20 protein-coding genes and 1 pseudogene are annotated in these 18,386 nt (G+C 69.3%); 12 read left to right on the top strand and 9 right to left on the bottom strand.

Annotation, left to right across the window (positions count from 1 at the left end):
• Positions 1-93 precede the first annotated feature (93 nt).
• Positions 94-276 carry a hypothetical protein gene (locus tag ACGFYP_RS34315; RefSeq protein ID WP_393501982.1) on the bottom strand — a complete coding sequence of 61 codons (183 nt, stop codon included), beginning with the start codon at positions 274-276 and terminating at the stop codon, positions 94-96.
• Positions 277-380: 104 nt separating this feature from the next.
• Here ACGFYP_RS34315 and ACGFYP_RS34310 point away from each other — a divergent pair, with 104 nt between their 5' ends.
• From ACGFYP_RS34310 to ACGFYP_RS34300, 3 genes and pseudogenes are all read left to right on the top strand, one after another.
• On the top strand, positions 381-803 hold the full coding sequence (locus tag ACGFYP_RS34310; RefSeq protein WP_393501980.1) for an SUKH-4 family immunity protein: 423 nt from the start codon (positions 381-383) through the stop codon (positions 801-803).
• Between the two features lie 76 nt (positions 804-879).
• Positions 880-1,215: pseudogene (locus ACGFYP_RS34305) on the top strand (transposase); the annotation flags it as partial.
• Between the two features lie 25 nt (positions 1,216-1,240).
• Positions 1,241-1,870 carry a class I SAM-dependent methyltransferase gene (locus tag ACGFYP_RS34300; protein ID WP_393501978.1) on the top strand — a complete coding sequence of 210 codons (630 nt, stop codon included), beginning with the start codon at positions 1,241-1,243 and terminating at the stop codon, positions 1,868-1,870.
• Between the two features lie 310 nt (positions 1,871-2,180).
• Here ACGFYP_RS34300 and ACGFYP_RS34295 read toward each other — a convergent pair whose 3' ends face one another.
• The 6 genes from ACGFYP_RS34295 to ACGFYP_RS34270 all read right to left on the bottom strand — a co-directional run bounded on the left by ACGFYP_RS34295 (position 2,181) and on the right by ACGFYP_RS34270 (position 8,965).
• Complete coding sequence (locus ACGFYP_RS34295) at positions 2,181-2,744, bottom strand: hypothetical protein (RefSeq protein WP_393501976.1); 564 nt, start codon at positions 2,742-2,744, stop codon at positions 2,181-2,183.
• A 23-nt stretch (positions 2,745-2,767) separates the two neighbouring features.
• Positions 2,768-3,214 carry a hypothetical protein gene (locus tag ACGFYP_RS34290; RefSeq protein ID WP_393501974.1) on the bottom strand — a complete coding sequence of 149 codons (447 nt, stop codon included), beginning with the start codon at positions 3,212-3,214 and terminating at the stop codon, positions 2,768-2,770.
• 1,067 nt (positions 3,215-4,281) lie between these two features.
• Positions 4,282-4,500: a hypothetical protein gene (locus tag ACGFYP_RS34285; RefSeq protein WP_393501972.1), complete on the bottom strand. Its 219-nt coding sequence runs from the start codon at positions 4,498-4,500 to the stop codon at positions 4,282-4,284.
• Positions 4,501-5,622: 1,122 nt separating this feature from the next.
• Entirely contained in the window at positions 5,623-6,039 is a 417-nt protein-coding gene (locus ACGFYP_RS34280) for a hypothetical protein (RefSeq protein WP_393501970.1), read from the bottom strand.
• Positions 6,040-6,429: 390 nt separating this feature from the next.
• Positions 6,430-7,215, bottom strand: coding sequence for an alpha/beta fold hydrolase (locus tag ACGFYP_RS34275; protein ID WP_393501968.1), 786 nt, complete (start codon positions 7,213-7,215; stop codon positions 6,430-6,432).
• A 271-nt stretch (positions 7,216-7,486) separates the two neighbouring features.
• Positions 7,487-8,965 carry a glutamate--cysteine ligase gene (locus ACGFYP_RS34270; RefSeq protein ID WP_393501966.1) on the bottom strand — a complete coding sequence of 493 codons (1,479 nt, stop codon included), beginning with the start codon at positions 8,963-8,965 and terminating at the stop codon, positions 7,487-7,489.
• Between the two features lie 469 nt (positions 8,966-9,434).
• Here ACGFYP_RS34270 and ACGFYP_RS34265 point away from each other — a divergent pair, with 469 nt between their 5' ends.
• Positions 9,435-9,968, top strand: a complete 534-nt coding sequence (locus ACGFYP_RS34265) for a hypothetical protein (protein WP_393501964.1) — start codon at positions 9,435-9,437, stop codon at positions 9,966-9,968.
• Between the two features lie 222 nt (positions 9,969-10,190).
• Here ACGFYP_RS34265 and ACGFYP_RS34260 read toward each other — a convergent pair whose 3' ends face one another.
• A complete protein-coding gene (locus ACGFYP_RS34260) occupies positions 10,191-10,544 on the bottom strand; it encodes a hypothetical protein (RefSeq protein WP_393501962.1) in 354 nt (117 codons plus the stop codon).
• 21 nt (positions 10,545-10,565) lie between these two features.
• Here ACGFYP_RS34260 and ACGFYP_RS34255 point away from each other — a divergent pair, with 21 nt between their 5' ends.
• From ACGFYP_RS34255 to ACGFYP_RS34235, 5 genes are all read left to right on the top strand, one after another.
• Positions 10,566-10,922 (top strand): tetratricopeptide repeat protein, encoded by a 357-nt coding sequence (locus ACGFYP_RS34255; RefSeq protein ID WP_393501960.1) that lies wholly within the window; start codon positions 10,566-10,568, stop codon positions 10,920-10,922.
• Positions 10,923-10,952: 30 nt separating this feature from the next.
• Positions 10,953-11,129, top strand: a complete 177-nt coding sequence (locus ACGFYP_RS34250) for a hypothetical protein (RefSeq protein ID WP_393501958.1) — start codon at positions 10,953-10,955, stop codon at positions 11,127-11,129.
• Positions 11,130-11,442: 313 nt separating this feature from the next.
• On the top strand, positions 11,443-13,221 hold the full coding sequence (locus ACGFYP_RS34245) for an acyltransferase (RefSeq protein WP_393501956.1): 1,779 nt from the start codon (positions 11,443-11,445) through the stop codon (positions 13,219-13,221).
• Positions 13,221-13,820 carry a hypothetical protein gene (locus tag ACGFYP_RS34240; RefSeq protein WP_393501954.1) on the top strand — a complete coding sequence of 200 codons (600 nt, stop codon included), beginning with the start codon at positions 13,221-13,223 and terminating at the stop codon, positions 13,818-13,820. Before ACGFYP_RS34245 ends, ACGFYP_RS34240 begins: the two co-directional genes overlap by 1 nt.
• Positions 13,821-14,078: 258 nt before the next feature.
• The gene (locus tag ACGFYP_RS34235; protein ID WP_393501952.1) at positions 14,079-14,582 is read left to right on the top strand and encodes a hypothetical protein; all 504 of its coding nucleotides are present in this window, start codon (positions 14,079-14,081) and stop codon (positions 14,580-14,582) included.
• A 26-nt stretch (positions 14,583-14,608) separates the two neighbouring features.
• Here the strand turns inward: ACGFYP_RS34235 and ACGFYP_RS34230 are convergent, their stop codons facing one another.
• Positions 14,609-15,517: a squalene/phytoene synthase family protein gene (locus ACGFYP_RS34230; RefSeq protein WP_393501950.1), complete on the bottom strand. Its 909-nt coding sequence runs from the start codon at positions 15,515-15,517 to the stop codon at positions 14,609-14,611.
• Between the two features lie 108 nt (positions 15,518-15,625).
• Between ACGFYP_RS34230 and ACGFYP_RS34225 the strand changes: the two genes are divergently transcribed.
• The 3 genes from ACGFYP_RS34225 to ACGFYP_RS34215 all read left to right on the top strand — a co-directional run bounded on the left by ACGFYP_RS34225 (position 15,626) and on the right by ACGFYP_RS34215 (position 17,735).
• Entirely contained in the window at positions 15,626-16,237 is a 612-nt protein-coding gene (locus ACGFYP_RS34225; protein ID WP_393501948.1) for a hypothetical protein, read from the top strand.
• The gene (locus tag ACGFYP_RS34220; protein ID WP_393501946.1) at positions 16,234-17,187 is read left to right on the top strand and encodes a nucleotidyl transferase AbiEii/AbiGii toxin family protein; all 954 of its coding nucleotides are present in this window, start codon (positions 16,234-16,236) and stop codon (positions 17,185-17,187) included. Before ACGFYP_RS34225 ends, ACGFYP_RS34220 begins: the two co-directional genes overlap by 4 nt.
• Positions 17,188-17,573: 386 nt before the next feature.
• Positions 17,574-17,735 (top strand): hypothetical protein, encoded by a 162-nt coding sequence (locus ACGFYP_RS34215; protein WP_393501944.1) that lies wholly within the window; start codon positions 17,574-17,576, stop codon positions 17,733-17,735.
• Positions 17,736-18,386: the final 651 nt, after the last annotated feature.

The following is an 18,386-nucleotide window of genomic DNA, read 5'->3' as shown; positions in this document are numbered from 1 at the left end:
TCTTGTCCGCAGACTTCCGCCCGCGACCAGCACGAGCACCACGAGAGCCGATCACACCAGCCCTTTGACCTGGGACTTCAAGTTGGCGGAGGCTCAGTGGTCCTCACCGAGATGGGAGTCGTCGTGGATGTTGTCGTCGCCGGTCAAGGCTACGTCGGGTTGCCGCTCGCTGTGCGCGTCGCTGACGTGGGCCATCGCGTCGTCGGCTACGGCGGCCCTCAACATCGCCCGCCGATACGACGGCACCACCGGTGGCCGCCGGCTTCGCGAACTCACGCTCCGAGTCACCTCCTAAGGGCTGCCCCGCAAGTGCGGCCGTGCTCTGACTTGAGGCCGTCTCGCTAGGGTCAGGACCGTAGCCGGCGGAAGAGGATCGTTCGATGGCGACGTACGGCCAGCTGACCGAGTGGGCCGGTCCGGGGCATGTCAGCCGGGCCCGACGAGACGTTGTGGCCGGCTGGCGGATCCCGGGCGTGATGAAGGCGCAGCTCGTCGAGGTGGGCATCCCGGTCGCTCCGCGCCTCATCGAACGAGTCGTGATGCAGATTGATGGCGATCCTGTCCTGCTCACGTCCCGGGGCCGGTTCTACCGTCTCACCGAGCAGGCGGACCCCAATGATCCGGCCGAGCGGTCTGAGCCGGCTGGCCGAGGAGCTGAAGGAGGGAGATCGACCCTGCGGCCTTCAGGGGCTACGAGGGGTTTCTCTGGCCACGGCTGCTGGACCGATGGCTCTACTGACCTCGGCCCGGCGGAGCCACGTCCCGTATGTCTGGAGCGTGCAGGGGCGCCTGGCCAACCCTGAGACGATCTTGTCGTGGGGGCTGTGATCACGGCGTCGGAGCGTCATGGACAGCGCTGTACTCCGGGTTGAGTCCGAAGCAGTCGGCAAGCGGAGCCGCTTCCGCGGAACGGTACAGATCGTGGACGGCACCCTGGTCTCGACACGGGACCACAGCGTGGCGGAGCGGTCCAAGAACTACCGCTACTCGACCAACCACCCAGTCGTCATCGACGCCGACTCACGCCTTGTCGTCTCCGTCGGCCGAACCGTGCCCGGTATCCGTAACGACTGGAAGGCATGGGAACTGTTCGGAGCCAAGAACTCGGTCGGCAAGACCACCGTGATCGCAGACGGCGGCTGCCGCGGCAAGGGTCTGGTCATCCCGCACCGCCGAGAACCCAGTCGGACCGAGCTACCGGCCTGGAGGGAGAAGTGGTGTGGCTGTTAGTTTCCTTGCTGTGTCGGAATATCAGGACGTGACCAGGGTGGCTTACGACGGGGTCGTCGACGTTTATGCGTCGATGTTCGCCGATCGGTTGGAGACGCAGCCGTTCGCGCGGAACATGATCGGCACCTTCGCCGAGCTCGTGCGTGGCACGGGGAACGTGCGGGCTGCCGACGTGGGGTGCGGCCCCGGTCATCTGACGGCCATGCTGCACGACTTGGGGCTGGAGGCCTTCGGGCTCGACCTCTCCCCGGCCATGGTCGACCACGCTCGGCGGGCCCATCCGGCGCTGCGGTTCGACGAAGGGCGCATGGAGGACCTGCCGGTCGAGGACGGCGCGCTGGGTGGAGTGCTGGCCCACTACTCGATGATTCATACCCCACCTGGAGAGTTGCCCGCGCTGCTGGCTGAGCAGGTGCGTGTCCTGGCACCAGGGGGTCTGCTTCTGGTGTCTTTCTTCGGGACGGAGGGGCCGGAGCCGGTCCGTTTCGACCACAAGGTGGCGCCCGCCTACAGCTGGCCGGTGAGACGGTTTGCCGAGTTGTTGGCCGGGGCCGGTCTCGTCACGGTGGCACGGTTGCTCCACGACCCGGCGTCCGAGCGGGGTTTCCTCGACACCCACGTGCTGGCCCGCCGCCCGTAGGGCGCGGCCCGCGGCCTGGCTCGTACGGGTCGCTCCCGCGCGGCTGCGGGTCGAGGGTGGTTCCGAGGAACTGGACCGCCGGATACGGCTCCTAGGACTCACCGGTCCCGCTCGCTGGGGCGACCCGCACTGGCCCGTCCACCGTTACTGAGCCGTCACGTCGTCGCCGCCGTCTTCGCCGGGGCATCAGCATGAGGGGTTTCCTTGTGTTTGCCCCGCCGGGGTATGGGTGGTTGCGGGTTCCGGGCTGTTGCTGTCCGAACCGGGTGAGGAGCGTGGCCCCTATCGCGACTTCTGCCGGGGAGGGGGCTCATGGCTGTGTGGGGATGTCTTTCACGGAGGTGGGGCCGAGTTGTGTGGCGCTGGCGTACTCGGGCATCGACATCGGTCGGTCGAAGAGGAAGAAGGACTGGTTGGTGCCGACGGTGAATTCCATGTAGGCGCCGGTGGTGGCGTCGAAGCCGTAGTAGGCGTTGCAGGTGGAGCCGGTCGCGTAGGTGCCGTCCATCCCGGGCTGCGGCAGGACGGCCTTGCCGTCGGAGGTGTCTTCGAGTCGTTCGGTCGGGGTGAGCATCTTGCAGCGCGGAACGGGCAGGCCCTTCATGATGAAGTACCCGTACTCGCCCTTGGCGTTCTGGATGTAGACGTACGAGAGCTTGCCCCGCTTGCCCCAGGTCTCGACCCACTGGTTGATCGACTCGCGGGTCGGCGAGTATTCCATGCGGCCTGCTGGTTGCTGTGCCACCAGTTGGTCGTAGTTGTCCTGCTTGGCCTTGGTCTCTTTGTCCTGGCTGGAGTCGGAGCAGGCGGTGAGCCCGAGGCCGAGAGTGAGCGTCGAGACGGCGGCGACGGCGACGCGCGTGATGTGGTGCATGGAGGGTTGTCCCCTTCCCGGTATCAGTCGGTGCAGGTCGTCTTCTCGGCGTCGGCGTCGAGCCGGTGCGGCAGGCCCTTGTCGAGGAACGGCGTGCGGTGTTCCTGGGCGGCTTTGGAGTTGTACTCGTTGACGGATTCGATGCGGATCGCTCGTAGTGCGGTGATCGACTGGTCGATCTGGCTCTTGCGCGCGGTCGAGGCCGTTCCCCGTTCCTGCTGGAGCACCTGGATCGTTCCTTCGGCGTTCTGTACCGCCTCGCACAGGCCGAAGAACTCCTCGTAGGTGGTCAGGCGGAACGCGCCGGACCCTACGGTGTCCTCCCGCTCCTCGACCTCGCCGCGGAACGGCGCGGTGATCCATCCCGCGCCCCCGAAGACGAACACGCCGATCACGTAGACGACCGCCAGCCCAACGATTCCGCCGACGGCCCACACGCCGAAGCGCGCACCTTCTCGCAGATCCCCCATGACATCTCCCTGTTCTCCGGTCGACCGCCGCAGACGTGGAACATCACTCGGTAACTCGCGTACTACGAAGGATTGTTGAACGATTCCCTCGTGGGCGCAACCCTGCGAACAGACCCCTTTCACCCCGCCACTGCGCACCCGCTCCCGGGGCAGGTCCGGCGACGGGGGCGAGCATGAGAGCGAGGCGCCCGCCCTGGTCACGTCGTACAGGGACTGCTCCCACTGGCCCTCCCGCTCGGGCCCTCCCGCTCGTGTGAGGGTCGCCTTTCCGGGCTGGGTGGTTCCTCGCGCCGAGGCAGGCCGAGCCGCCGGCGTCACCCGGCAGGGGTTCCCGTGCGGTGGGATGTGGCCTGGCGGGACGTCGGGGCACAGCCGCGTACGGCGACGGGGTTCACGGCGCGGGGCGCCGGGCGGTCGCGGGGGGAGGCGCCGGGCGATGCGGGAGGGTTGGGGTGTGGTGTCGCATCACGTCTCACCGCAGCACCTGTCACCGCCCCGGCGCCGACCCGCCGGCCCGCCGGCCCTCCGCGCTCTGGCCGGCCCTGCTCGCCGCGCCCATTGCCACCGGAGCCGACGCACCCGTCCTCATCCTTCCGGACATGGCCCGCTCGCTGGGTGTCGTCACCGACCGGGCGACGTGGATGGTCTCCGTCTTCGCGTGGGCGATGACGGTCGGAACCTCCCTGTTCGCCGCCCTGGTACGGCACCGGGGTCTCGAACCGGCCCTCGTCGTGTCCGCGGTGACCGCGCCGGCCGGGACCGCGGTGCTCGCTCTCGCCCCATGGTTCTCCGTGGCGCACGTCGGCAGAGCCGCTCAGGCGGCCGGCGGTGCGGGGCTGGTCGCGGTGGCGATGAACCTGGCCGGTTCCACACGGCGTATGGGGGCGATCACGGCCGGATTCGGCGTGCTGGGCGCCGTCGGACCGCTGGCCGGTTCGGTCCTGTCGGCCGGGGTCGCTGCCCGTGCCCCGCTCGCCGTCTCAGGCCTCGCGCTCCTGGCCGTCCCGGCCGTCCGGCGTCACATCGCCGCGCATGAGACCGCATCCGAGGGCACCACCCGTCGCATGTCAGGGTTCGATGCCGTCGGAGCGGGCCTCGTCGTGGCACTGGCGTCCGCACTGGTCCTCGCCCCGGCCGCGCCTCTGGCGGGCGGTCCGACGGCCGCCGCCGTGGCGGTCCTGCTCGCCCTGCACCTGTGGCGGCGTCCGGACGGTTTCGTTCCCGCCGCCGCGGTCCGCTCGCGCGCCTTCCGTCACTGTGCCGTTCTCGCGTTCGTGTTCTCCCATTCCTGCTTCACGCTGCTCTTTGTTCTGCCCGAGCTCGCCCGGCGGCGGACGAAATGGTCCGCCCAGGCGGTCGGTACGGGCCGGCTGGCCGCGCTCCTGGCCGGGTCCGCGCTGTCCTGGATCCTCGCTGCCACGGCTGCGCCGGCGCGGCGGAACGAGGCTGGGGCTCCGGTGGTCGCTCATCCTCCTCGTCGCGCTGGGGACGGCCGCGCCCCTGGCCGTGGTCATGGCCACCGCCGCGCCTGTACTGCTCCTGGCGGCGGCGGCCGGGGTGTTCGTCGCGACAGGCAGCAACGCCGTCCTGTCCGTACACGCCTCCCGGCAGGTACCGGCCTCCCAACGGCCGGCCGCGATCGGACTCTTCGTCCTGTGCTACCAGCTCGGAGGCGCTGTGGGCCCGGCGCTCGCCGCCCTGTTCGTCCTCACCTGGGCGGCCGTCACCGCCACTTCGCAGCGACACCCCGATCCGCAGCCGCCGATGCTCCTGCGAGGCTTCGGCCGGAGGGGCGGTCGTAGGCCCCGGAAGGCAGCGGTGCTACCAGCCGGGTCACGGCCATGCGGGGCTTCCTCGGGAGGCGACACTCGGCGTCGGCGTCGGCGGTGGCGGTGGCGGTGGCGTTGGCCTGGTGAGGCGAGATGTACCCCCGCCCGGGCCTGGCGGTCCGACTGGCCGCGAGCTGATCGTCGAACGCCAGACCCGCACCGGGATCCTCATCCCGCTCCCGCTCCCGCTCCCGCTCCCGCGCACGTGCCCGCGTCGCGAGCGGCTGATTCCCGGGAAGGACGGAGGTGCCCTCTCTGGCGCGCGTGCGAGGGAGGGCACTGCTGTTTGCGGCTCTGGTGCAGGAGCGTCTGTGCCGGCGTACCCGTGAACGTGCGCTGCGGTGTACGCCTGCGCGGTCGCCGGGTGCGGTGATCAGGTCGGGTGGGATGGGGCCGGGCAGTCGGGCTGTACTCGTGATCCTCGGCGGGGCCTGCGCGCCGGTTGGGGTCGAAGCCACCCCCGTGCGGACCGGTGAGGCTGCTGTTCTCCCGTGCTGGTGGGTCTTGGAACCGGCCCTGTCCTGCCGCGCTCCAGGTTGCGGGGGCTGACAGGTCGGTGAGTGCTGTGGGACGAATGGCTCAGCCGATCGATTTGGGTGATCCGCACGCCCAGATGCTGGAGCTGCCGGAGTTCTTCCATGAGCACAGGGTGGCCTTGCCGCTGAGGAACGTGCCGGGGTATGTCAGCTCGCGGGTGGCGAATGTGTAGTTCTTGTTGTTGCCGACCGTCGCGAAGGGGTTGTTGTAGGTGCCTTCGGTGGTCGTGACGGAGATCCAGAGCTCGCTCTCACCCCGGTGGAACCCTGTGTCCCTGATCGTCCCGTTGGCCTTGACCTTCCCGGAGCCCACCACGATCGAGCCGCTGTACGTTGCGTCGGCGCTGGAGAGGCTGACGGCTTGCCGGCTGCCGGCCCCCGACGCGGATGCCGGCACCGTCGGCGCGAAGGCTGCCGCAGCCGCGACCGCGGTCACGCTCAGTCCTTTGAGCAGGTTCATTTCGATCCCTTCAGAACGTCGGTCTCCGACGCCCCAAGAGTTGCTACAGCCCCTCGGTCCTGACCAGGGACAACCGCTGTCCCGGACAGAACGGCGGTTGTTCCACCTGTTCGCCGCGTCGTCCCTGACCTGTCCCGGACACGGGAAGGGCCGATCCCGCACGCAACGTGGAGCAACGCGATCACCTAGCTCGACGCCGGCTCCCTCTCGCTGTCGACCGCGACCTCTTCGCCGGGACCGCGAGGAACAGGCTGCTGCCGCCGGCCGGGCGACCCCTTCCCCGTCGCCGGGCGGCCCGTGCCCCCCGCCCGGCTACTCGCCCCACGGTCCCGGCGCTCTGCCTGGGTCGGGCGGGGCGACGCTGGGGTCGTGCGGGGCGCCGTTTGGGTGTCAGCGTGCCCGGGCGTACAGCTCCTCGATCAGCCGGGCGCAGTTCTCCGGTTCCCGCAGTGTCGGGTAGTGGTCGGAGGCGGCGAGGCGGACCAGGCGGCAGCGGGGGATCCGTGCGGCCATCTCTTCGTTGCAGCGGACCACTTCGGGCCGGTCCAGTTCGCCCAGCGCGAGGACCGTGGGCGCGGTGATGTCGCCGAGCCGGTCGAAGGCGGGGGGATCGGTCTGTTGGTGGTCGATGTTGGCGAACCATGCGGGCAGCACGGCCCTGAGGTGGTCGGCCGCGGCGGGGTCGGTCTCGGGGCTGCCGCCGGCGGCCTGGCCCCAGCGGCTGAGGCCGAGCCGGACGATGCCCTCCGTGTCGCCGGTCTGCGCGAGTTTCCCGATGTCCTGGTGGAGCGCGGTGTCGGCGGGACTGTCGTAGCCGGTGACGGCGGGGACGAGGAGCGCGAGGCCCGCGACTCGTTCGGGGGTGTTCAGGGTGAGTGTGATGGAGGCGGCACCGCCCATGCTGGAGGCCACGAGGACGGCCCGTGTGAGCCCGAAGTGGTCGAGTACCGCTCTGAGGTCCGCGGTCGGCGAGTACGCGACGTCGGGGGCGGGTGAACGCCCGTAGCCGCGGGCGTCGTAGCGGATGACCCGGTGCCGTGCATCGAGTGCCGGCAGGACCGGGTCCCAGATCGTCGAGTCGCCGACGCCAGGGTGGACCAGGACCATCGGCAGTCCGTCCCCTCCGGTGTCGTCCGCCCAGAGTTCGCCGCCGTCCACCGGCACCATGGTTTCCATGGGGTCAGTCTGGGCGGGCGGCCGGGTCCCGTGCCAGCCTGAGCCCGGCCATGTCGGCGTCACGTACCGAGTCGGGCCGGTCCTGCTGACGACTGGTCAGAGGGTGCCGAAGCGGAGAGGGGCAGCCGGAAGCCGGGATCGCCCGCGGTGGAGGTCAGTCGTCGTCGAGGCCGCGCTGTGCGGTCCCTGCCCGAACCGCGCACCCGGACACGGGCGAAGAGCCACCCGTCCAGTGTTGGTGTGGTGTCGGGGGGTGTTGTGGGGGTGTGTGTTAGTCGGTGGGCCAGGTGTGTGCGGGGGCGTTGAGGTGCATGTAGGCGATGTATTGCTGTGTCATGTGTCGGAGGGCTTGGTGGCGGTCGGTGTGGCCGGTGTTGTGGATGCGGTGGAACATTTCGGTTTGCCATACGGCGCCGTTGCGGCCGGTGGTGCACCGTTGTTCGATGATTCCGAGGAGTGGTTCTCGCCAGGCGGTGTCCAGGCCGAGTCGTTGCAGTCCGTGGTCGGCCAGGGGTAGCAGTCGTCGTAGCACGAGTTCGGTCGCGGGGACTTCGCCCATTCCGGGCCAGTACTGGGGTGCGTCGATGCCGTGTCGGGCGGCGGTGTGCAGGTTGTCCTGTGCTGCTGCGAACGACATGCGTGTCCAGACGGGCCGGTCCTCGTCGACGAGGGCGCGGAGGAGTCCGTAGTAGAAGGCGCCGTTGGACAGTGTGTCGGTCACGGTGGGGCCCGCCGGCAGGACCCGGTTCTCCACGCGCAGGTGGGGTACGCCGTCGACGACGGCGTAGACGGGGCGGTTCCAGCGGTAGACCGTCCCGTTGTGCAGTGTGAGCTCGGCCAGTCGGGGGATTTCGCCGTGGTCGAGTGTCTCCTGTGGGTCTTCGTCGTCGCAGAGCGGCAGGAGGGCGGGGAAGTAGCGTGTGTTCTCCTCGAAGAGGTCGAAGACGGAGGTGATCCACCGCTCGCCGAACCAGACCCGGGGCCGTACTCCCTGCACCTTGATCTCGTTCGGCCGGGTGTCGGTGGCCTGCTCGAACAGGGGGATACGCGTCTCGCGCCACAGCTCCTTGGCGAACAGGAACGGTGAGTTCGCCGCCAGGGCCACCTGCACTCCCGCGATGGCCTGCGCGGCGTTCCAGTGGTCGGCGAATTCGTCGGGTGAGACCTGCAGGTGGAACTGGGTACTGGTGCACGCCGCTTCCGGGGCGATGGTGTCGGCGTAGGTCCGGAGGTGTTCCACGCCGTCGATCGAGATCAGCAGGTCTTCTCCTCGTGCGGAGAAGATCTGCTCGTTCAGCAGGCGGTACCGCGGATTCTCGGACAGTGACGCGAGCCCGGTGTCCTTGAGCTGGAGCGTCGGCAGGATCCCGATCATGACCAGATGCGCGCCGATCGCCGCGGCCTTCTCCTCGGCGTGGTTGAGCGCGTCGCGGATCTCCTGTTCCCAGGAGTCGGGACCGCCTTCGGTCAGCCGCCGGGGGTCGATGTTGATCTCCAGGTTGAACTGTCCCAGCTCGGTCGACCAGGTGGGATCGGCGATCGCCTCCAGGACTTCGGTGCTGCGCATGGCGGGTTCGGCGGAGGCGTCCACGACGTTCAGTTCGATCTCCAGTCCGACCTGTGGCCGCTCGAAGTCGAACCGCGACTCGCGCAGCATCTGCGCGAACACGTCGAGGCAGGTGTGCATCTTGTTCCGGAACCGACGACGGTCGTCACGTGTGAACATCAGCTCCGGGACATCGCGTCCCATCCGGCCCTCCCGATCTCCTCGGCACGGCCCCTCACTCATAGCGTCCCACTTGGGCCACGCCCCAACCACCGAGACCACCGAGACCACCGAGACCACCGAGACCGCCGGGAGCGCCGGGACCGCCGGGAGCGGACCCCGTTCCTCACCTGGCGATGACGCGGGGCAAGCCCGACAGGCTCCGGGCTGCGACCCGCACCGGCTGCGCCTTGGTGGAGGCGGCATCGGGTGGGCGGCAGCCTTCAGGGCGTCCGGCTCCTCGGCATGCCGTGACCGGCGGCCCGTCCAGGGGGTCGGTCGGCAGGCGCACCGCATCGACCACTGTGGTCGTGCCGTGTTGTTCTCGCCCACGAGGACCGTGATCGCCTGTGGCAGAGGTGTTCGCACCTCCTCACGCGACCGGAACCTCTCCCTTGCGAGCCCGCTCCAGGCCATGGCGAGCACTGTCAGTCCTGGTTCTTACGATCACCGCATGTCTGATGCCTTCACCGTGCTGTGGACCCACGACACATGCCGTGCCCTGCGTAAGGAAGGCCGCGTGGGCGAGCGGCCGCCGGTCGCCTACTCCGGCGTCCACCAGTCCCTGCCCACCTGGTCGGGAGCCCGTGCCGGTGACGAGGTGTACGCGCTCCACGCCAACCGATGCGAGGTATTCGTGGTGTCCCGCATGCGGGTGATCGACATGGCACGCGGCGACTGCTGCGGCGCCGCCCAGGCGACGTGGCAGGATCCGCCGTTCCCCGGGCATGACGATTGGTGGATGCTCGGAGCCGGCGGCTGCGGCGCCAGTGCGGTCCACGTGGACGCGACACCCGTACGCTTCGACACCCCGATACCCGGCGACCTGCTGCCGACCCTCACCTGGCGCAATGCCCGAGGCAAGACCCGCAACCTGAGGGCCGTCGTGGACGGCCACCTGGAGCGCTCCGTCAGCATCCAGGGCTTCTACCGACTCACCTCCGAGTCCGCCCACGCGCCGGCCGGGCTCGTCGGCAGCGTCCCATGAGGCCGGGAAGCCGCGCATCTGGATGCTCACTGATCGGGGGATCTGTCCCCACGCGCTGTACGCATGGCCACCCAGGTCCTCGTCAGCGCCGGTGGCGGCCCCCGACCAGCCCGCGGCGGGGTCTGTGTCGAGACACCCTTCGTCATTGAGGAGACGGCGCAGGCCCGCGTCCACGTCCCTCTGCGCGCGGCCGGCTCTCCACCCGCCAGAGGAAGGCTGACGTCACTCACGCCTGCGCGTGATCACACCCTGCGCTGTTCCATCGGCTTGCCGCAGGTGGTCTCGCAGGGCTGCACGCAGCGCCGGCAGCGCCGTCCGGGCACCCAAGGCAGGAAGGACGTCAGGGACGGTCCAGGTGATCAGGCCGCCCTGGCGGGACAGGTAGAACCCGACGCGGTCGGTGCGGTACGCGTCGTCGTAGTCCAGGAGCAGGTAGCCGGCCAGCTGCTGTACCTGGGCTGTTCCGATCTGGTGGGGCCGGGTGGCGGCCTTGCAGTCGATGAGGAGCCCGCCGGTGATGACGTCGGCATCCGCGCCCTCAGCGCCTGTCGGCGGGCTGTGGATCTCATGCGGCACAGAGGCATGCGGCACAGAGGCATGCGGGGCCCTGAGGCCGCCATGCTCCGCGAGCTGTCGCGCGCCCTACTGGCCCTGGGCCGCACCGATCAGGCCATCGCGGCCCTGGCCCGGGCTGTCACCTGCCTCGGTGAGGAAGGTGACCACGAGGGCGAGGGTGAGGCCCTGTTCGACCTCGGCAAGGCGCTGGTGGAGGCGGGCCGGTGCGGGCGGGCCGTCGTCGTCGCCCTGCGCTGCGCCGACGTGAGCCGCGGCGCACACCGTCCCGATCTGGAGCAACGGGCCCTGAGGGAGATCGGCGCCGGCATCGCGAACGCGGGCCGGGCCGAGGAAGCCCTCCTTCCGGCGCCTCCACGAGGCCTGTGCGGCAGCCGGTGACACGGAGAAGGAGGCTGGGCACTGGGCCTCGTGGCCGGGGCCCTGGTGGATGCCGGCCGCTTCGCTCAGGCCGTCCCCGCGCACCACCAGGCCGCCGGCTTCTGCCGCACCACGGGCAACACCCTCGGCACGGACACGGCCCTGAGCCGACTGAGAAAGGCCGAACTGGGTCTCAGACTGCGGGCCCAGACGGGCGGCACTCCCTGAGAGTGACAGGAAGCAGCACGAGACCACACTTGTTCCGGCGCGGCCCCTCGACGACGACACGTCGGCCACCTCCGTCAGCCGGTCCCCGCCCGCGCTCTCCTAGACACTTGCGTGGCCGTTTCCGGGCTTCCCGGCCCCCCCTTGGGCGAGGCCGGGCTGAACGTCGCTCAGGGCGCCGTACAGGGCCTCCTGCTGAGCGGCTGTACCGCGAAGGGCTACCGCTGGGGTCAACATTGCCACCCCGACACCCCGAACGAGTCGGAATCTGCAACCCATATGCGGATTCCGCATCATGGATACTAGGGTGGTCGTCATGATGAGTACCGAGGAGATCCTCCGACTCACGGTTGCCGCGCTGATGACGCGGACCGACGAGCGCCAGGGCGACCTGGCCGCCGGGCTCGGGCAGTCGCAGGCACAGGTATCCCGCAAACAGGCCGGGCGCGCCCACTGGTCCCTGGAAGACATCGACCTCCTCGCCGCCCACTACCGGCTCCACGTCCTGGACCTCCTGGCCGGGCCGACACACGCCGTGGCCGTCCTCCACGGCGCGGTACCGAGCGTCGTACCGGGCAGCCTCGCCCCGCTCGCCGTACCGCCCGCCCAGGCCACCCTGCCGGACCGTCAGCCTGCCGCTCCCGCCCCGACCCTGGGCATGGAACGCGAGCCGGCGGGGCGGTGCGTACTGTGCGGCGAGCCGGCGTACGACGACGTCGACGGCTACCCCCAACACCTCGACCCCGCCGACTGCTCAGCCCTCGCGACCGCCGTCCAGGACGCCCCGGCCGCTGTGCCGTCCGCGGCTGCCGACGTCCCCACCACGGCGCCCGTGCCCGATCCGCCGGTCGCGGTGCCAGCCCCGCCGGCCCCGCCGGCCCCGCCGGCCCCGCCGGCCCCGCCGGCCCCGCCGGCCCCGCCGGCCCCGCCGGCCCCGCCGGCCCCGCCGGCCCCGGCCGAGATCCCCCCGGCCGCTCCGCCCACTCCAGTCGCCGCCCCGCCTGCCGCAGCGCCGGAATCGCCGACCCCGGCCGAGACGCCCACGCCCGCCCCTCCGCTCGCCCCGACCATCGTTCCGGTTGCCGTTCCGGTTGCCGTTCCGGTTGCCGTTCCGGCCAACTCGCGGAAGTCCGCCCCGGGCTACGCCTCCACCACGCTGGTGGAGCAGATCACCGACCGCGTGCACGAGGTGCTCGCCGAGTGCTCAGGTGACGTCGACGCCGCGCAGGCCGCGCTGATCAAGGCGGCGATTCCGGACGTGATGGCGCTGCTGAAATCTTCCCGGGTCGGCGGCCGGTACGAACATTCGGAATTCCCGCCGACCGCCGAAATCCTCCGCAAGAAATCGCAGAAGGGCGCTGACGAAATCTGGGAGGGCCGCCCCAAGTGGCGCAACTCCGACCTTTTCGCGGCGGCGAAGAAGGGTGAGCGGATCGAGGTGACCGCGCTCGACATGAACGCGGCCTACTGCTCGGCCCTGAAGTGCTGGCTGCCGATCGGCCAGCTCCGCGAGGACACCAGCGGCACACATGACCCGAAGAAGGCCGGCGTCCACCTCATCACCCCCGCCACCTGGGAACACCCGGACCTCCCCAACCCGTTGGGCCACCGGATCGAGCCCGGCGAGCTCTGGGTGACCGAGTCCACGCTCCGCCTCCTGCTCGACTGCGCCCGCCAGGACCTGGCCGACGCCCCCACGATCCACCGCTCCCTGGTCTCAGGTGCCTCGGAAGCTCTCCTGGAAAAACTCCGCCGCGCCCTGGCCGAATCCCGCAAGAATGCACTGGCCGAAGGTGACGAACTGACGGTGGCTTACGTGAAGGCCATGTATTCTAAGTTCGTGTCAACTATTGGTGAGTCAAGCGCGAACCGGGAAATCCGCCGCCCGGACTGGATGCACATCATCCGCGCGAAGGCTTTCGCGAATCTGTGGATGAAAGCCCACAAGGCACACCGCTCGGGCCTCCAAGTCGTCGAGATTTCCGGCACCGACGAACTCCACGTGACGGGGGAGTGGCGCACTGTTTTCCCGGAGGGCCGGGACCTGAACCAGGTCAAGGAAAAGGACACCTACATCCTCGGAGGTAGGCGCTGATGGCCGGGTCATCAGAACTGTGGGGACGCTGGGGCGATTTCGGCAAATACAACGCCCGAGGAATCAAAGGCGGGGAAGCTCTCATCCAGGAGCTGAACCGCATCGTCCACTCCTCCCAGATCGCCTCGCCCGTCACGTCCGACCGCGGACTCCGGGCCCGGCTGCGCTACCTCGACAGCGAGGCCGGTCGCGAAGCCCTGGCCCAGCAAGGCGTCAAGCCCCGCGCACTCAAGTCCTGGACGGAAGGCGAGCGCCTCCCCAACAACAAGAGCCGGGAACGCATCGACAACGCGTACTGGCAGCGGCGCCGGGCCAACCTGATCCGCTCCGGATGGCTCAAGCGACACCTCGACAACAACGGCGCCGGCCGCCGCATGGAGATCTACCCCGTCGACCAGACCCAGGTCGACGAGAAGCGCCGCCGCCCCGGCCTCTCCCAGCGCTCCATCACCGTCCGATACATCTGGAACGACCTGGTCGACGCCTACGCGAACAAGGACGACGACCTCATGGACGAAATCTGGGACGACGTCATCACCGACCTCGACTCCGACTACGCCGCCTACGCCTACGTCGCCTCCGTCGGCATCGGCGCCTGACCCCCGGCCAGCCCCCGGCATCGGCGCCTGACCCCCGGCCAGCCCCCGGCATCGGCGCCTGACCCCCGCCTGACCCCGGCCAGCACCGCTGCGCCCCACCCGCCACCCAGGGGGCAGGCACCCCGCCTTCCTGACACACCAGACAGTCCGTACGGCGCCCTGAGAACACCCCAGGACCTGCCTGACAGAGGAGATCACGCTCCGACCCCAGCCACCCTCCTCAGACACGGGAAAACCGCGTGCGGGAACGTCATACGTGTGATCAACCAGCATGATGACGTGAGCCGCGAACCCCTACTCGCAGGTGGCTTGAGCCCCACGGACGCCGTGCTCCTGCACCGTGAAACGCTTCACATGCTGCGCTCCGGCATCGACACCGCCCACCTCGACGCCTACAGCGACGATCCCTGGCCACCCACCGTGCTCCGTTCATACGAACACACGCTGCCCCTGGCCCAGAAGGCCGTGGCAGCCGGCACTCGCCCCCGACACGCCGACCCAGGAATGGGCATCGACATCGACGTCCGTGACGACGCACAGTTCGAGCTGCTGCCGGACCTGGCTCCCCACACGATCCACGCCGAAGGCCGACGAGGGAACCAACTGGTCTTCAACGCCAGCGACTCAGGCACCTCACTCCGGATGGCCCTCACACAGGAACAGAAGACAGAACTCCTCTCCCGACTCCACACGCAAGGCATCCCACCGCAAGCAATCACCTCCCCCGCCCTGCGACCCACGCCACCAGACACCACATCCTGACCCGGCCTCAGCGACGAGACACCCCCTCAACAACCGACCCGTGGGCCCCGCCGGGCCCGCGCCGCCACCTCTCGCAACAGCAGCACGGCGGCCGCCCCCACCGGCGGACCGGAGCCCCGCACCGCCAAGGAAGCACCCGCACGACGCACCGCCTCGAGCCGCAGGCCCTGGACACCTACGAGAGCCCGCACGAAGGGCCGATACGAACCCCCCACCACACCCATGAGAGGGCCGGCCGCCACCAGATCGACCGCCGCCCGATCCACCTGCTCCCCGACCAGCCGCCCCAGCGCCACGCCCGGCCGGGACAGGTCCGCCCCGTGCCGCGCCACCGCATCCGCAGGCACACCCGACCGGCCCCCACGCACGTCCTCGGACAAGTCCTCCAGAAAGTCGATGCGCTGCATGGCCCGGATGAGCCGATGACAGCCGTCCACAAACACCACCCGCCCCGACACATCCGCAGGCGCGAGGAGACAAGCCGTGAGCATCAGCGCAGGCAGCGAGTACTCCCGCACGTACTGCTCCAGCTCCTCCTCATCCGCAAAGGCCCGCCACACCACCTCACGCTCGCAGCCCCGCAGAAACCCCTCCACATACCCCCGCACATCCGGATAGCACTCGGCCGTGCGCACCAGACAACGCAACACAGGCACCCCGGAATCACCCTCGGCGAAAGCCTTCCGCACCAAGCCGTCCCACTCCACAAGCGCGGCCCCCCGCTCCTCCGCCGCCCCACGGTCGATCCGGTCATCGGTGTCATGCATGAACGCGACGGCGGCCACGACATGCGGCAACAAAGCGGCGGGCAGCAGCAGCCGCGCGGCCGCATACTCGGCCGTCGCGAACCTCCGCACCACCCGCCGCTGCTCCGTGTAGTCCCGCCGCAGCAGCGGCTCCCCGACCCCGGCCCGGTCCAGAGCCCCCTTCCACATGCCATTTCTCCCATCGTCGCCGACCGCTCGTCGCCGACCGCGAGCCTACGGCCGCCCAGCCCGGAAACCCCGATGAGCCCCCACACCCCGTCTGCCACACTCCTCGCGATGTACAAGGGGTTCGAGATGCACAAGTTCGACAACGTCTACGAGACGCATGTGACGGTCCGGTGCCGCACCGAGCAGGAGCGGACCCGACTCGGCGTATGGGCGGCGAGCCGAGGACTGAAGGTCACCACCATCGTCCTCGCCCGGGGCCGCACGCCCCTCCAGCCGATGCTGACCCTGCCCGACCGAACCAGCCACCCAGCGGTCCTGGCCGCCCTGCGAGAGGCCGGCTTCGAACCGGTCCGCGTCAAAGTCGAGACAGTGCCATGGAGCACAGAGCCCACAGGCCCCGGCGGCGGCTACTACGAACACCACCTCAAACTGGCCCTGCCCACCACATACGACCGCGCCGCGCTCGAAGCCCTCGTCATGCCACACAACGCCCACGTCTCCTGGAACGCCCGCCGGGTCCTACCGGGCCAGAGAGGCCGACACGAACGTTTCGTGACCCAGCGACACCCAGGGCCGGCAGACACGGCGGGACACGCCTGCGACGTGCTCGTCGCCGCGCTGATCACCGCCGGGCACGAACTGATCGCGCAGGAACGGGAACTCGTCCTCTCCGACAGCGACCTGTCATGGGACGAGGGATGGCTGGAGGAAACCCTATGAACGATATGAACGACAAACCGTGGGCGCCGTCGATGCACCGCAAGGACGAGCTCCCACACACCCTGACCGCCGGCATCGGCGACGCCGCCGTCCAGCACCGCGTCTTCGACCCGGCCCTCAAACACTTCGACGACGCCTACCGGCCCAGTGACCACGTCGTCGAAGACCCAGAACTGCGGGCCCGCTGGCAGACGACCCGACATACGGCCCTGGAACTCGTCCTCGCGGCCACCGCCGACTCGCCCTGGGCCGACTCCCTCGTCCTGCGCGGCAGCATGCTGATGACCACCTGGTTCGGCAAGGCCGCCCGCGCCCCGAAGGACATCGACTTCGTCGTCATCCCCGAAACCTGGCACATCGAGGAGCCGCGCACCCGCGCCATGCTCGACGGCATCGCCAAGGCGGCCGAGCGCCACGCCGAGCAGAGCGGCACGGACCTGTCCATCGACGCCGCCGACGGCGTCTCCGAGTACATCTGGACCTACGAACGGGTACCCGGCCACCGCCTGGTCCTCCCGTGGACCGCACCCGGACTGCCCGGCGGCCAGGTCCAACTCGACTTCGTCTTCCAAGAACACCTCCCCACCCCACCCCGCCCGACCAAGATCGTAGGCGCCCACCTCCTGGCCGCAGACCGAGAACTGTCCCTGGCCTGGAAACTCCTCTGGCTCAGCTGCGACATGTACCCGCAAGCCAAAGACCTCTACGACGCGGTCCTCCTCGCCGAGAGCTGCGCCCTGCCACTCACCCTCCTGGAGACAGTGCTGCGCGAGGCGGACGAGTGGCCGGGCCACCCGAACGAGCCGCTGAACCTCGCCATGTTCGAGAACGCCGTCCGCGAGACCGACTGGACAGGCTTCGACGACGCCCATCCACACACCGAAGCCGCGAAGCGGGACCTCGGCACCCGCCTCCTGACCGCCCTCGCTCCGGTGCTCGGGACACCTTGAGGACCGTCTCGACCTGCTGGTCACGGAGCTGGCCGAGTTCAACGCCCACATCGTCGGCGAGATCCAAGTGATCCACGAGTTCCGCCGAAGCAAGGAAGCTTGCTGACGGGGCACGCTGGGCCGGTGCGATGATCCCGGCGTGGCTTGTGTGATCACGGCCCCGGAGGCGTCCTGGACAGCCCTTGGGCCCCGGTCGGGACGATTTTCGGGCGACCTCGACAGCCGTCTGACGATGAGCCACAGTCACGCTGCGTGCGCGACCACAAAAAGTGGACCAGAGCCGCAACTCGCCAACAAGGCTACGGACCCCTGCCCCCACGGGGGAGCCCGTGCCAGGCGTCGCGGGGCAGACGGGACTTTCGCAACATGCCCCAGGCGTCGCCGAGTTGGCCGAGGCCCTGATCCTGCGGATGCTCGACGGCACCGATACGGCACTACGGCTGCCGCGGATCCTGGTCGACGTCTTCGCGGACGACGCGCCATCCATTCTCCGGGGGCTGCGCCTGGCGGCGTACTGGACGCTGCGCGCGGTGCACTCTGCCCGCTGACACTTCGCCAGATCTGCTTGAGGGAGTTCAAGCGTCCGGGTTTTGCGTATATTGCATTCTGGATGCGTGGTTTTGATGGTCTGTCTTTTGCGGTTGGTGGTTGGTGTTTGGACGGGGTGTCAGGATAGGTTTTATCGGGGGTTATGAGGTTTTGTCATATGGGTTGTCTGGTTGGCATTTCAGGATGCCCGCCACCTGATTTTCCGGGCTCCCGTGACCCTCTCTTCTTGCTGCGTCTTTTATATTGGTGTAGACCTATTGCCATCCCATGTACCGGCTTTGAGGCACTCTGCGTGTCCGGTGTCCCGACCGCAGGGAGGGCGGACATGACCCGCTGCTCCCTACGTAACGTCACTACGAGAGAGCGCGATACTGCAACGGGAGAGGCCGGCCCCGCAGGGGGCGGAATCGAAACCCTCAAGCCGACAGCGATCAACCAGCCCTCTTACCAGCATAAATACCCCCGCAGGGGGTATGGAGCCACCACCAGGCCCTCACCCCGAGCCCGCGCTCCCGGTCCGAGCCGGACCAGCCCGCAGGCACCGAAGGTGACTGCCCGTCGGCTCACTTTCCTCGGCGCCGCGCAGCGGCGCGGCAGCGTTGGGAGTGACGCAGTCACTCCGCGTCGTGTCTCCGCAGGAGACCGCGCGC

It is taken from the genome of Streptomyces sp. NPDC048370, from assembly GCF_043200825.1.
Taxonomy (GTDB): Bacteria; Actinomycetota; Actinomycetes; order Streptomycetales; family Streptomycetaceae; genus Streptomyces.
Note: the sequence above shows the minus strand (reverse complement) of the source record. Positions and strands in the feature narration are given on the sequence as shown.